General features: G+C 54.4%; 9 protein-coding genes. 2 read left to right on the forward strand and 7 right to left on the reverse strand.

Annotated features, from left to right (window positions below; translation table 11 throughout):
- Positions 1-36: 36 nt before the first annotated feature.
- Both N3G78_05390 and radA read right to left on the reverse strand, forming a co-directional pair.
- Positions 37-1,740: a tetratricopeptide repeat protein gene (locus tag N3G78_05390; GenBank protein MCX8117351.1), complete on the reverse strand. Its 1,704-nt coding sequence runs from the start codon at positions 1,738-1,740 to the stop codon at positions 37-39.
- 8 nt (positions 1,741-1,748) lie between these two features.
- The gene (radA, locus tag N3G78_05395; GenBank protein MCX8117352.1) at positions 1,749-3,119 is read right to left on the reverse strand and encodes a DNA repair protein RadA; all 1,371 of its coding nucleotides are present in this window, start codon (positions 3,117-3,119) and stop codon (positions 1,749-1,751) included.
- A gap of 472 nt (positions 3,120-3,591) precedes the next feature.
- Here radA and N3G78_05400 point away from each other — a divergent pair, with 472 nt between their 5' ends.
- Together N3G78_05400 and N3G78_05405 are read left to right on the forward strand one after the other, a co-directional pair.
- Positions 3,592-5,058, forward strand: coding sequence for a DUF853 domain-containing protein (locus N3G78_05400; protein ID MCX8117353.1), 1,467 nt, complete (start codon positions 3,592-3,594; stop codon positions 5,056-5,058).
- Positions 5,059-5,130: 72 nt separating this feature from the next.
- On the forward strand, positions 5,131-5,418 hold the full coding sequence (locus N3G78_05405; GenBank protein MCX8117354.1) for a hypothetical protein: 288 nt from the start codon (positions 5,131-5,133) through the stop codon (positions 5,416-5,418).
- An 11-nt stretch (positions 5,419-5,429) separates the two neighbouring features.
- Here the strand turns inward: N3G78_05405 and N3G78_05410 are convergent, their stop codons facing one another.
- The 5 genes from N3G78_05410 to N3G78_05430 all read right to left on the reverse strand — a co-directional run bounded on the left by N3G78_05410 (position 5,430) and on the right by N3G78_05430 (position 14,247).
- Entirely contained in the window at positions 5,430-6,416 is a 987-nt protein-coding gene (locus N3G78_05410) for a ketoacyl-ACP synthase III (GenBank protein MCX8117355.1), read from the reverse strand.
- Positions 6,417-6,511: 95 nt separating this feature from the next.
- Positions 6,512-7,855, reverse strand: coding sequence for a YihY/virulence factor BrkB family protein (locus N3G78_05415; GenBank protein MCX8117356.1), 1,344 nt, complete (start codon positions 7,853-7,855; stop codon positions 6,512-6,514).
- 31 nt (positions 7,856-7,886) lie between these two features.
- On the reverse strand, positions 7,887-8,345 hold the full coding sequence (gene mscL / locus N3G78_05420; protein MCX8117357.1) for a large-conductance mechanosensitive channel protein MscL: 459 nt from the start codon (positions 8,343-8,345) through the stop codon (positions 7,887-7,889).
- A gap of 26 nt (positions 8,346-8,371) precedes the next feature.
- Positions 8,372-12,652, reverse strand: a complete 4,281-nt coding sequence (locus N3G78_05425; protein ID MCX8117358.1) for a DUF748 domain-containing protein — start codon at positions 12,650-12,652, stop codon at positions 8,372-8,374.
- A 20-nt stretch (positions 12,653-12,672) separates the two neighbouring features.
- Positions 12,673-14,247 (reverse strand): AsmA family protein, encoded by a 1,575-nt coding sequence (locus N3G78_05430; GenBank protein ID MCX8117359.1) that lies wholly within the window; start codon positions 14,245-14,247, stop codon positions 12,673-12,675.
- Positions 14,248-14,256 lie beyond the last annotated feature (9 nt).

A 14,256-nucleotide genomic window follows, 5' to 3' on the forward strand; every position in this document is an offset into this window, starting at 1 on the left:
TTTCGAAGGTTAGAGGTTCGGGAAACGAAGGCCCGGTCACGGGGAACGAGCCCATCTCTCTTTCAGCTGGTGGAGGGGGAATTGATGGGTATAGGGGACGAAGGCCAGGCTCACGTCTCCCTGCTTAAGGATCTTTTCGAGGATCTCCGCAATCTCCTGCTTTGGCGCCAGCTCCAGCCCCACGGCCTCGTTGCTCTTCCAGTCGAGGATCCAGATCTTCATCATCACGCGATGGGGATCGCCCACGCTCTCGATGGCCTTTCGGGCCGCCTCGGCCATCAGGTCGATCGATTCCTTTAAGGCGATGTTTCTTCCCTTCATGGCCTGGCGGTGGTAGGCCATTACGGCATAGTAGTCGATATCCCTTTTAAGGGCCTCAGAGAGCGTCTGGGAAAACCAGGCCATCCCGTTCGAATCGTTGAGAACCGTTTCGAAAGAGAGATTGAGGGCCACCTGCAGTCTCGGATTGGACTCCCTGGCGGCTGAGATCAGCCGATCGGCCACGCTCATGAGGTAACCGTTCTTCCACCTCGCCCAGGTCCAGAATTGTTCCGTGTATCCCTTCACATAATATTTTCCCGAATCGGATTTATAGGGTTCGATGTAGAAGAGATCGGGATGGGGCGAGTATCCGAACTCTTTTAAGAAGGCCCGGTTGGCCTCGGGGCTGAAATCCTCGTTGTGACGGAGGATGAGGTCGTCCTGTATCAGGATGCCATCCAAAGGGTAACGGCCCAGATCTCGAAAGAGGCCCTCCAGCCGGTTCAGGACCTCGGGATGGAAGAGGTTATATCCCCGGCCGAGCTCCATCCTCTTCGTTTCGAAATTGTAGAACCGAGAGCGATAGGCGGGGTTGGAGTCCGTACCGTAGGTGGCATAACGCGTCGTCACCCAGGCGAAGAGGTCGAGGCCATGGCGGCGGGCGATCTCCGAAATCCTGCCCAAGAGGTCGTCGACGACCGGGGCGTGGCCCGTCTTGAAGAAGACGCCCTCCTCATGACGTCCCTTGGCAAACTTATACATCCGATCGCCCCGGTTCTGAAAGACCCGAAAGATGAGGGTGTCCACCCCCGCTTCCTTCAACTCTTTGATCCTCCTCTCCACCTCCGCGAAGGTCTTTGCCTCGAGATAGGAGATCTGGGCGCAAATCCGCCTCTTTACCTTTTTGGCGACGATTTTCTCCGGAGCCTGGATCGGCGCCTTTACCCCCTCTGCCCTGTCCCCTACCTCAGGAACCGTGGCCCTCTCTCTTTTCAAGGTTTCCTCGGCCTCCTTTCGAGGTTCTTCCTTTAAAGTCGGCGGGACGGCCACCGGAGGTTCGGCCTTCTTCTGCTCATCGGGAGGGGGCTTGACTTCGACCGCCGCCTCGGGGGCTTCCTTTTTCGGTTTAAACCTCTCCTTTGCCAGTGCCAGCCCCTGCCTTGATTGCTCTGTGCGGTCTCCCTCAGGATAGGCCTTGAGGTAGTGCTCGAATTTCTGGATGGCCTCCTCATCCCTTTCCATTTTCAGATAGCACTGTCCCATCATGTAGTGGGCATAGGGCACGAGCTTGCTTAGGGGAAAGGACTGGATCAACCTTGAGAACCCCTCGAGGGCCTCCTGAAATCTTCCCTTGTAAAAGAGCTCCATGGCTCCATCATAGAGATCCCCTGGCGAGGCGGGTTTCTCCCTGGTCTGAGGAAGAACCTGGGCGACTGACAGGGATAGGATCAAGCTTAGGACGAGAAGACACCGCTTCATAGGGCCTCCTATGAGAAAAGTCTTTCCACCGCCTCTCGGATGGTTCTTACGCCGATCAATTCGATCCCCCGGACCCTTTCACAGATCATCTCCTGATTCTGCTGGGGCAAGAGGACCCTTTTAAAGCCCATCCGGGAGGCCTCCTTTACCCTCCCCTCGGGCTGGTTCACGCCCCTCACCTCGCCGGCCAGGCCCACCTCTCCAAATACGGCCATCTCGGGATCGACCACTTTGTCCCGAAAGCTGGACAGGATGGCTGCGATCACCCCCAAATCGGCCCCAGGCTCCTCGACCTTCATCCCCCCCGCCACGTTCAGAATGATGTCATGACTGAAGAGATGGAGCCCAAGTCGTTTCTCCATGACGGCGACCAGAAGGGATACCCGATTGGCATCGACCCCCTGGGCCGTCCTTCTGGGAACCCCAAAGTTGGTCTGGACGACGAGGGCTTGGAGTTCGATGAGGATCGGTCTGGAACCTTCGAGGCTGGGCATGACCACGGACCCCGAGGCGGGTTGGGTTCTTCCAGAGAGGAAGAACTCCGAAGGGCTTCGTACTTCCACCAGACCCGAATCCTTCATCTCGAAGACGCCGATCTCATTGGTGGGACCAAAGCGGTTCTTCACCGCCCTCAAGATCCGGAAGGCGAGATAGGCCTCCCCTTCGATGTACAGGACGGTATCGACCATATGTTCCAGGACTTTGGGACCGGCGAGATAACCTTCTTTGGTCACATGGCCCACGAGGAAGAGGGGGATCGATCGCCGTTTGGCAAGGTAGAGGAGCCGACTGGCGGTCTCTTTGAGCTGGCCGATCGAACCCGGCGCCGAGGGGAATTCAGGAGCGTATATGGTCTGGATCGAATCGACCACCACCGTGAAGGGGCTCAGACCTTCGATCGCCTGGAGGATCTTTTCGAGGGAGGTTTCGGACATCAGATAGAGGAGGTCGGAAGAGATCCCCAGTCGATCCGCCCTCATTTTGGTCTGTTGAAGCGATTCTTCACCGGAGACGTAGAGGACTTTTTTCCCCTTCGAAGCAAGGCTATTCATCACCTGAAGAAGGAGGGTCGATTTTCCAATGCCTGGGTCGCCTCCGACCAGGATGACGGATCCGTGAACCAGGCCGCCTCCCAGGACCCGATCGAACTCGACGATGCCGATCGGGCATCTTTCCTTCTCATCTCCTGGGATCTCCGAGATCGGGGTCGGACGGGCCTGGCTCTCGAAACTTAGGTCCTCCCGGGAACGGGCCTTCTCGTCATAGGCCCGCTCCTCGACCATGGTGTTCCATCCCTGACATCCCGGGCACCTCCCCAGCCATTTGGGGGCCGAATGTCCGCAGGCTTGGCAGACGAATTGCGTCCTGACTTTGGCCATAAAGTTGGGATACGATCCTTTTACGTGGCTTCGAGGTGAAGCTCGTTCATGGAACACCTGCGTTTCATAAATGGGGATGGGGGCATTTTAACAAAAAAGGCTTTTATAGGTCAAAGATTCTTTCTGACCCCAATCCCGATTTAGAAGAAAGGCCAACCTTTGCTCATGGGTCAGGGCGAGGGCGTGGCCCTGGCCTGCACGCCGAGGTGCGTTACGGCAGGCAGGCATGGCCATCCCTTGAGCCTTCAAGGCGGGATTGCGAAGGACATCCTTTAAGCCGTCATGGCGAGCCCGAAGGGCGTGGCCATCCCTGAGAGGGCTTCGTCGGGATGCTCCCCGCAAGGACCCTCTCTTAATCGAAATTTGAGTCTGAGGTTGCTCTTTCTCAAAGAAGGGTTGAATATTGACAGGACTCCTCCCCCCTTCTATACTGAATCTCAAATTCCGTTCGACAACCGCCTTGGAGGAGACGATGGCAACCGTTTCACCCTCTTTTCTCATCGCCAAAGGGAAACAAGATGTTTGGATGATCCCCAAAATGGCCAACCGCCACGGGCTGATTGCGGGCGCCACAGGGACGGGAAAGACGGTGACATTGCGAGTCTTAGCAGAACAATTTAGTGCGTTGGGCGTACCCGTCTTTATGGCAGATATTAAAGGAGACCTCTCCGGCTTTCCTTTTCCGGGCGGCGATCATCCCAGGGTGGTGGAACGGGTTGGTGCGTTAGAGCTCAAGGAGTTTTCCTTCGAAGGGTATCCTACCGTCTTCTGGGATCTTTTTGGCGAACAGGGTCATCCGGTTCGGACCACCGTCTCCGAGATGGGTCCCCTGCTGTTGAGTCGAATCCTCATGCTCAACGAAATCCAGACCGGGGTCTTGAATATCGCCTTCAAGGTGGCCGATGACCATGGCCTTTTGCTTCTGGACTTAAAGGATCTTCGAGCGATGATCCAATTTCTGGGCGATCAAGCGGAAGCGTTTAAAACCGCCTATGGGAACATCTCCCCCGCCAGCATCGGCGCCATCCAGCGAAGCCTTCTCACCCTCGAAGGCCAGGGTGGGGAGAGGCTTTTCGGTGAGCCCGCCCTCATGGTGGAGGACCTCCTCCAGACCGGCCCCCAAGGCAAGGGCGTGGTCAACATTCTGGCGGCCGACCGTCTCATTCACTCGCCGCGAATGTATGCGACGTTTTTGCTCTGGTTGCTGGCGGAATTGTTTGAACAGCTTCCCGAGGTGGGCGATTTGGAAAAGCCGAAACTGGTCTTCTTTTTCGATGAGGCCCATCTGCTTTTTAATGACATGCCCAAGATTCTCGAAGAGAAGATCGAGCAGGTCGTTCGCCTGATCCGTTCCAAAGGGGTCGGGATTTACTTCATCACCCAGAACCCCCTCGATCTCCCAGAGACGATTCTGGGCCAGTTGGGACATCGGATCCTGCATGCCCTCCGCGCCTTTACCCCGAAAGATCAGAAGACCGTGAAGGCGGTCGCCGAGACCTTTCGGATCAACCCGGATCTGAATGTCGTCCAAGCGATCACCGAGCTGGCCGTAGGGGAGGCGCTCGTCTCCGTGCTCGATGAGAACGGGACTCCCACGATGGTAGAGCGGGCCTTGATCTGTCCTCCCCGAAGTCGACTCACCCCCCTGACCTTAGAAGAACGAAGGTCGCTTATCCGGAGTTCGGTCTTATATGGACATTATGAAAAGATGGTTGACCGTGAATCTGCCTATGAAAAACTGAAGGCAAAGGCAGACCAGAGGCAGGAGGAGCCTTCCAGGGAGATCTCAAAACGCCAGAGGGCTGGGCCGAAATCAGAGGCAGAGAAAATCCTCGGAGCAGCGGTCAAAAGCGCGGCCCATGCGATTGGAAGCCAATTGGGACGCCAGATCATCCGGGGGGTCTTAGGTTCCCTGTTCGGCAGCAGCCGTAAGCGATAAGATTTTTCATTGACAATCTTTTTAAACCATAGTAAGGGTTTTGGTAAAATATCTCAAAGGAGGATGTCTGTGATGAAACGTGTCCTGATCGTGGCGGTTGTGTTATTGGTGGTTGTGGCTTTTGCTTTCGCTCGAGCTCCAAAGAGCGATTATCAATGGACCGGAACGGTCCTGGAAGCGGACGGCGATCATCTGGTGGTCCAGAAGGGGGAGGAGAAGTGGGAGTTCGCCTATGACAAGGATACGAAGGTCACCGGAGAACTGAAGGTGGGGTCGAAGGTGACGGTCAAGTATCTGATGAAGGCGACCAGCATCGAGGTGAAGGAGACGCCTGCCAAGGCTGCCCCCAAAAAGAAATAGACGATCAGGGGTCAAAAACGAAACAGGGCGGCTCCCCAGGTAAGCCCTGCCCCAAAGGAGCTGACAAGGACAAGGTCGCCCTTTTTAATTCGACCCTCCCGGACCGCCTCGTCAAGGGCGACCGGAATCGAAGCGGCCGAGGTGTTCCCATATTTGTGGACGGTGACGATCACCTTCTCTGAGGGGATCCCCAGTTTTTCTGCGACGACATCCATGATCCGGATGTTGGCCTGATGGGGGATGAACCAGTCGATGTCGTCGCTCGTGACGCCTTGCTGGGCCATGATCTTCTGCGAGGAGTTGACCAGCGTCCGCACCGCATGTTTGAAGACCTCGTTTCCGTTCATCCGGACATACTGGAGCCTTTGGTCCAGCATCTCATAAGAGGGCGGGATGCGAGATCCCCCTCCCGGGACATGGATCAGATGCCAGAGGTCCCCGTCTGACTCGATGTCCGTCGAAAGGATTTCCCCATCGTCTTTTCCGTTGGCATGGGTGAGGACCACGGCACCGGCCCCATCCCCGAAGAGGACGCAGGTCGAGCGATCCTGAAAGTCGAGCCGGTTCGAGACGATCTCACCGCCCACCACCAGGGCCGTCTTGTAAGTCCCATCCTGGAGAAATTTCTGAGCAACGGCCAATCCATAGATGAACCCCGGGCAGGCCGCGTTTACGTCGAAGGCCACCGCCTTTTTGGCTTTCAATCGGTGTTGGACGAGGCAGCCCGTCGAAGGGCTGAGCATGTCCGCGGTCGAGGTTCCGATGACGATCAGATCCAGCGCCTCTGCCGGGAGGTCGGCCATCTGGAGTGCGGAGGCCGAGGCCAGGGTGGCCAAATCGGACATGGCCTGTCCCTTCTCGATCATCCGTCGCTCTTTGATCCCGGTGCGGGTTGTGATCCACTCGTCGCTCGTATCGAGAAAGGTCTCGAAATAGGAATTCGGGACGACCCGTTCAGGCACACAGGAGCCCGTCCCGATGATGGCAATCTTCTTCAAAGGGCCCTATCCTCCTGAGAACCGCTGTTCTCCGAACGAAAATTTCCTGTTCTATACCCCATTTTCTTGAAATTTTCCAGAAGGGGCAGAAAAATTCAGGAGGGGATGACCATCTCTCTGACTAAAAGATCGGGTGGCCCTTTCCGGAGGACTTCGGAGAGATGTTTTAAATCGTCCAAAAGGAACCTCTCTTCTCCCGACGAAGAAACGCCATCAAGGGAGAGACCCCGGCGTTCGTAAGCCTCCAGCACCTCTTTTACGGTGAGGGTTTCGATGGCCCGGCCCGGTTGGTAGGCGCTCTGATGTTTTGGCCCGCCGGTGGTCTCAGCGACCAGGCCGACCTCCATCCATTCCTCGAGAAGCTGATGGGTCAGGCGGACCGGAATTCGCAAACGGTCCGAGATCTCCTTGGCCGTCAGGGGACTTTCCCCTCTTGAGAATCGCTGGGCCAGGAGATGAAAGACCCTGAAGGCCAGGAGCCTTCGGGATGCGAAGCTCAACCTCGAAGGGTCCGGATGAAACCCATAGGTTTCCACGTGTCCGCTTGCACAGGACATCTCCGCCCCGAAGAGGACGATCATCCAGCTCATCTGAAGCATGGCCAAAAAGAGGGGGAGGGCGGCAAAGCTACCGTAGATGGCCCCGTAATTGGCGGCCCCGATCTGAAATTTGATATAGACCCACTGGACGATCTGGGCGATGGTGCCGGCCACGATCCCCCCCAGGATGGCCGACCTCAACGGGATTCGGGTGTTGGGAAGGAGGAGATAGACCAGGGTCAAGAGGACCCAGATGGAGATGTAAGGGAGGAGATTGAGCAGGAAGAGGATGACGGGGCTGAAGATCCCGAGGAGGGCGATCTTTTTCATGATGAGCTTGATCTGGCTGGCGATGAGGACCGTGGCACTGCTGGAGATGATGAGCAAAACAGGGGCGAAGACCATGATGGAGATGTAGTCGCTGAACTTCCTCACGAGGCTTCTCCCCTGTTTCACCCCCCAGATTTCGTTGAGGGACTCCTCGATTTTTCCCAGGATGGAGACCACGGTCCAGAAGAGCAGGACCACGCCCACCCCTGCGATCACCCCGCCCTTGGCCTGATCGAGAAGCCTGTGAGAGAAGGTCAGGATCTGCTGGGTGAGCTCGGGTTGGAGGTTGGCCTGTTCCGAGATCTGGAGGATCTGCCGTTCGATCAGTTTTTCGAGGCCGAACCCTTTGGAGATGGCGAAGGCCACGGCCACGATGGGAACGATATTGAGCAGGGAGTAGTAGGTTAAGACCGCCGCCGTCTTCTGACACCGGTGTTTGAAGAACCCCTGGAGGGCCAGGAGGATCACCCTCCCTGTCTTGATCAGAAGGGCTTTTTTGCGGGGGAGTTCAGCAAGTTGAATTTGCCAAATCCCGGTGCTCAAGAAATCGAGGAGAGAGGAAACCTTCATCTTTTTTCATCCTTCGGCCAATCGAAGCCGGTCATCCGCCCGCCTTCAAGTCCGACGTGCAGTGAGGACACCGCGTCGCTTTGATCGGGATCGTCGAAAAACAGTAAAGGCACTCTTTGGTCGCGGGGGCTGGAGAGGGGGCTTGCTCCTGGCGTTTCAGCCGATTTACGGTCCGGATGAGGAGGAAGACCGAAAAGGCGACGATGAGGAAGCTGATGATGGTATTGACAAAGACCCCCACGTTGACCGTCACCGCCCCTGCCGCCTTGGCAGCCCCCAAGGAAGCGTAGGGTCCGGCCACCTTCCCCTCTTTGAGGACGAGGAAGAGGTTCGAAAAATCGACGCTTCCGAGGAGCAGGCCGATGGGGGGCATGATCATATCCTGGACGAGAGAGTTGACAATGGTGCCAAAGGCTGCCCCCATGATGATCCCGACCGCCATATCCAAGACATTTCCCCTCATCGCAAACTCCTTGAACTCTTTCAGCATGGCCATCCCTCCTTTTGGTCGACGTTCTATTTGATCTTCAATTCCACACGGCTCTCCTTCAGTTTCTCCTTCTTCTCCGGCGAAAGCGATTTGGGCTCCAGGAGGAAGATCCGCTCCGGCTCCACGGGGCCCGCCTTGACGATCGCCTCTTTGACGGCCATCGCCCTCTGGGAGGCAAGGGTCCTCAAATCCCCCTCTTTAATCTCCAGATGGGTCAGGATCAACTTCTCCATCTCAGGGGCAGGAAGGTCCTTGGGAAGGCCCAGGACGTTCTTAGGTTTGGGAAACCTCTCCTCTTTATAAGCCAGCTTCAGATATTTCTCGTATTCCTGCTTTTCGATCTTTACATCATCCACCGGAACGGGTGGCCCTCCCTTTTTGATGATCTCCTTCAGCTTCTGGGCCTTCAACTTGCGCTGAAAGAAGAGCTGCTTCAATCCCTCTCGGTCCTTTTCCACATCGACGTGCCCCACGATATCGAGTTTGAGGCCGGGCCTCTCGTTCAAGGCCTTTGCCATGGCGTTGAGCTTTTTGGCATTGGGTTCATGAAGGGCGGCGCTCCCATAGTCGAACTCGATGAAACTGAGCTCTTCTCCTCCTCCGACAATGGCCCCCAGAAGGGCAAACGGGGAGGTGGCTGCTTTGACGATCAGGTTGACGAGGATTTTTAGAATGATCCCCCAGATGCTGAATTTGGGATCGTCGAGGCTTCCGCTGACCGGGATATCTAACTTGATCTCTCCCTTCCGGTCCTTCAGGAGGGCAACGGCAAGCTTCACAGGTAACTTGGTCGCCTGAGGGCTTTCCACCTTCTCTCCGAAATTGAACTGATCGATGAAAATCTCGTTCTTGGCATCGAGCTTCCTCTTGTCGATCAGGTAGCTCAAGTCGAAGGAGAGCTTCCCCTTCTCCACCGTATAACCCACATATTTCCCGGAGTAGGGCGTAAGCGGGCTGAGCTCCATGTCCTTAAACCTCGCCTTGAGGTCCACGTAGAGATCCTCTTTGAGGGGATTGATCTTTCCCGTGATCTCAAGGGGAGCAAAACCGTCCAGCTTCGTGCGAAGCTCCAGATCGGCACGAGAGGTCTCTTCGGAAGAAAGGCCGGAGATTCTACCACCGATTTCCATCAGTCTGGTCGAATATTCCGGCTGGACCGACCGATCCAGGAAGTCCACCTGCCCTCCCTGGAGGGTGACGGTTCCGATCTTGATCGCCTTTGGAGGTCCTGCCGGCTTCTTCTCGGCCGAAGGAGCAGGAGGGGCTTCCTTCTTCGCAGGGGGCTCTTTCTTTACTTCCTCCTGGCCGAAGATCTGCTGAAGGTTGAGGACTCCCTCCGGTTGGACGACCACGCGGGCATAAAAGTTACTCAATGCGATTCCCCCGATGTCCAGAGAGAAGGGATCGGAGTCGAAGCGAAGGTCTTCCAGGGCAAGGGATTCTAATTTCAGGAAGTCCTCTGCATTCTTTTTGTCAATGGATGCAAAACGGATTAAAGAGGCCTTCCCGCTGTAAACCGTTTTAAACTCCTTCTTATCGGACATCCCAAGGATGACATTTCCGGTCGTATTTAAGGAGCCATCCGTAATCGTTATCTTGACCTTGTCCGTAAAGTAAGGCTGAAAAGGTTTGATCTCTAAATCTTTCAACCCCACTTTTAAGTTTGCCGCCAAAGGATCGATTCCAAGGGTCCCCTCTGTGGAAAACGTCCCTTTTTGATTCAGGCGCAGAGCCAGCGCCACATTACCCTTCTGGCCCTGGGCCGTCGAAAGGTTTTCAGCTCTCAGTCGAAACTCATCCACGATCAGTCTGACCGGCTCTGTGAGCGTCTGGTCTTCGGCGATGAGGGTATAACCCTCCACGGAGACCTTGCCCACTCTGACCAGCCAGGGTTTTTCAGCGGGGAGGGCTTTTTCCGGGGCGGGTTTTCCCTCGAGTCTATCCGATTTTTCTTCCTTTTTAGCCGGTTCCGGAAAGAGCGTCATGAGATTGATCTTTCCGTCTTTTAGGCGCCGAACCAGAAGACTCCCATTCTGCGTCGAAAAATCTCCGACAGAGATCTCCCTCTGAGGGAGGTCGAATGAAGTGTTTTTGACGATTAAGGAAGGAATGTCCACGAAGACTTCTTCTTCTCCCTTCTTCTTCAACTTTAAGTTTTTCAATGAAGCGGCCAACCCCGAGAGTTTTGTGATCGCCTCCTTATCCGTCTTTCTGTACTGATAGCTGGTCGAAAGATCGAGCTCTCCCTCGGCAATCTTAAAGAGGACCTGATCCTGATAGTAAGGAGCATACTGATTCAGGACGAGGCGGTTGATCTCTAAAGACCCTTCGATTTGAAGAGGATCCATTCCGATCGTATTCTTGGTCGAGAGCGTCGTCGCCTTGTCGAGCAGGAGGGACAGGGACAACTTTCCCAAAACATTCTTTGCCGTGGAGAGGTTCTCCCCCCTGATCGTGATCTTCTCAGCGGTCAGGGTTATGGGCTCAGAGGGAGTCTGGTCTCCCATGCGGATCGTATATTGATCGACGGAGAGCGCCTTCAGGGTTAAAGCCCATGGCTTCTCTTCTCCCTTGCCTTTTTCCGGTTCAGGAGGGGTTTTTTCCGGTGGAGAGGAAGGAAGAAGTTTCATCAGGTCCAGTTCCCCGTTCTTTAGACGGTTGAAGATCAGCCTCCCCTTTTCTGTCGAGAAAGCGCCAATGGTCACGTTCTTCTGAGTCACATCCACGAGCGTGTCTTTCACCGAAAGAACGGGTATGTTCAGGAAGTCCTCTTTTTCCGCTTCTCTTTTAAGCCTTAAGGAACTTATCAGGACGGACATCGCCGATAAGGAAAGGTCAGGCTCTTTCTCTCTCTGGGCATATTTGAAGCGGGTCGAGAAGTCGAGGTGCCCCTCCTCGAGGTTGAAGAGGATTCGATCCTGGTAATAGGGCGAATACTTCGCCAAGGGCACCGATCGAATCTCCAATCTCCCCTCTGCCCACAAGGGCTCGACGGTGAGTTCGCCCTCCAATTTGATCGTCTCTTTGACCTCTGAAGTGATGGAGAGGGAGTAGGCTGTTTTCTTATCTTTACGGTTGCTGAAAGGGGCGACTTTCAATTCAACGGGAGTGAGAACGGTTTTAAAGGGTCTCTTGGTGGACCCGTCTGAAAAGGAGACCTTTCCTCCAGTCAATTCCACTTCGTCGATATCGAGAGACAGAAGGGGTTGATCCGCCTTCTTTTCAGTGGCGGGAGCAGGTTTCATCTCCTTTTTCTCGGGGAGAAAGGCTTCGATATTCAAAGCCCCTTCCGCATTGCGTTTGACATCCAGATCTGGCGACTGGATCGAGACCTTCGAGAGATGAAAGGACATCCGGAGAGGTTCGGTTGGGGCAATTCCGATCGTAAGAAGGGGCAGTCTGAAGAGGGGATTTTTCTTGAGATCATCCAGCGCCACCTTTTTCAAGGCCACATTGCCGGTTACGGTTAAGGAGGGTTGCTTGTCCCGATGTTGAATAAAGGAAATCTTGGTCTGGACATCGAGAAAGGCAGAGACGATCTTCACATTCAACTTCATCGGAAGATAGGCCAGATAGTAAGGGAGGTCGAGATCGTTGATGTTGATATCGAAAACGGTCTCAAGGGTGTCGCGAAAGGGTTTGGTATTCCCCTGAAGCCGATAGGGGGTCTCATTGACCTTGGCCGAGAAGGCGGGCCGGACAAAGATATCGATGTAAGCCGGGATGTTGGAGAGAAAGGGAAGGCCAATGTTCAACTCTCTGACCGTATGCTTTGTCTTTTTCGGACCGTCCCAGAAATCGATGCTTCCGTCGATGAGGCGGATGTTATTGAGGGAGAACCTCAGGGGCTTCGGTTTCTCCGCGGGTGTCTCGGGAGACTTGGCCTCCTTTTTCTCAAGGAGGTCCGAAAAATTATAGGTCTCGTCCTCGTTGCGCGAGATCCGGAGATAAGGCTTCGTCAATCGGATCTCTTTGAGGATGAGAGCCCATCGCAGAGCGGACAAGCTCTGAAGATTGATGTAAAGCTCGTCGAAGGAGAAAAAGGTCTCCGAACCCTGTCGCTCCTTCACCTGAAGCCCTCTGACCGTGACCGAAAGCGTATAAGGGTTTATCTTGACCTGTCGAATCGCCACTTCCCGATGAAGGTTTTCCGTAAGTATCTTGATGAGAATGGATTTCAAGAGGGGAGGGATCGCAAAAAAACCGACGAGGGTAAAGAGGACAAAAAAGAGGACGGCCCCGATGAGGATCTTCTTAAGGTGGGGCTTTATTTTATTTTCATAAATCCTGAGGATCCTTCCGAACACACAGAGCACCCCCCGTTTTTTTACTTCTTCTTCTGAAAGAGCCTCTTTTCGATCTCCCGGGTGATCTCCGGAACGATCTGCCTGGCCAATTTCTCCGTATCGAGGGTGACATCGGGTTTATCGGTCGTCCCTTTGATTTTTAAAGGGATCACCGTCCAACCCTTTTCATCGGACATGAACTTCCATTTCTCCAAGCTCTTTGAAAGGCCTTTGCTAAGTTCAGGTGAGAGCTTAAGCTCGGCAGGGATATCCAGCTTCTGGTCAAATCCCAAATAGCCTTTGAGAGCAAGCCAAAAAAGGGCGGAGCTGATGAACCCGTCGATAAAGACCTTCTCCTCTTTGAGGTCGAAGTGGAAGGAACCCTCATCCACCACCGGCTCTTTCAGAGCCTTAAGGCCGGTGAGAGACGAAAGGGCATTGAAAATCTGGGAGCCTTGGATCACCCCTTTGCCGAGCTTTAAATCTGCATCTCCCTTCAGGGTCTCCTGCGGCCTGGCGCTTGCCAGTTGGAGCTTTCCGGTAAGTTTTCCCTCCGTTTTGTAAATATCACCACCTGAGAACTCCAATCCCAGAGGTTCCACGGTTAAATTTCCATTGAGGTATCTAAAATTCACCTTCAGATGTTTCACGGTATAGCCCTGATACCTGGCTGAATCGACCTTCACCTGGCCCGAGGCCTTCAGTCTTTTTTCGAAGTCCCCTTCTGCCCCTTTGGCAGGCTTCTCCTTTTGTTGAGGAGGTTTTTTTGAAACTGCCTCTTTGGATTTCTTCTCCTCTCCTGCCAACCCCATGAGCTTATCCAGGTCCAGCTCTTTCGCATAAAGATTGGCGCTAAGGTCAGGCGCCTTGAGGTAATCCTTGACAGTAAGGGTTAAATCGATGCTCTCCTTTCCGATCAGAGTCCTAAGGTTGGCTCGGAGGGCATGGACATCCAGATCGATCTTCCCTGTCGTTTTAATTTCATTCCCTTTTAAAACCACGTTGATCTCCTTGATGGAGATCTGTCCCGATTTCATCTTGGGAGTCCCATCCTTCTCCACCGATCCCACAAATTCCATGTCAAAGGCCCCTGAGACATCGGGCAAGGCCTTCTCCTCATCCACAAACTTTAACTGGGCATTTTGGATAAACAAACGGTCGGCAGTGACAGAGAGGGGAAGTCCTTCTCCCTTGGGCTCAACGGGTTTTGAGGGCGTCTGGGAACGCTTCTCAAGGATACTGCTGAAGTTATATTTCCCGCTTCGGTCCTTTATGATCGTCACCGAGGGAGAAAGGATCTCGATTTTACTGATGACAAACTCCCTTTTCAAAAGGGGGAGGAGACGGTAGGAGAGGACGAACTCCTTCATCTTGAAGAAATCCCTCTGTCCGTCCATCTCTTTGACGCTTAACCCTTTGGCAATCACCCCCTTGAAGAGAGAGACCTTGATCTCGTCCAGGGAGACTTTCCTGCCGGTCAGGGCTTCGGCCCTCGGAAGGATCATCGCCTTTAATCGCTCGCTGGAAAGATAGCTCTTGATGAAGATATTGAGACCGACGACGAGAAGGACAAGGATTCCGAAGATGACGATTCCAGCTTTCATCCATTTCTTCATGACTTCTCC

The organism is Thermodesulfobacteriota bacterium (assembly GCA_026415035.1).
Lineage (GTDB): Bacteria > Desulfobacterota > BSN033 > BSN033 > UBA1163 > RBG-16-49-23.

What these genes read in the sequence shown, in the direction of transcription:
- N3G78_05390 (MCX8117351.1), bottom strand. Translation starts at nt 1,740, where the DNA reads ATGAAGCGGTGTCTTCTCGTCCTAAGCTTGATCCTATCCCTGTCAGTC.
- mscL (MCX8117357.1), bottom strand. Translation starts at nt 8,345, where the DNA reads ATGCTGAAAGAGTTCAAGGAGTTTGCGATGAGGGGAAATGTCTTGGAT.
- N3G78_05430 (MCX8117359.1), bottom strand. Translation starts at nt 14,247, where the DNA reads ATGAAGAAATGGATGAAAGCTGGAATCGTCATCTTCGGAATCCTTGTC.
- N3G78_05400 (MCX8117353.1), top strand. Translation starts at nt 3,592, where the DNA reads ATGGCAACCGTTTCACCCTCTTTTCTCATCGCCAAAGGGAAACAAGAT.
- N3G78_05415 (MCX8117356.1), bottom strand. Translation starts at nt 7,855, where the DNA reads ATGAAGGTTTCCTCTCTCCTCGATTTCTTGAGCACCGGGATTTGGCAA.
- radA (MCX8117352.1), bottom strand. Translation starts at nt 3,119, where the DNA reads ATGGCCAAAGTCAGGACGCAATTCGTCTGCCAAGCCTGCGGACATTCG.
- N3G78_05405 (MCX8117354.1), top strand. Translation starts at nt 5,131, where the DNA reads ATGAAACGTGTCCTGATCGTGGCGGTTGTGTTATTGGTGGTTGTGGCT.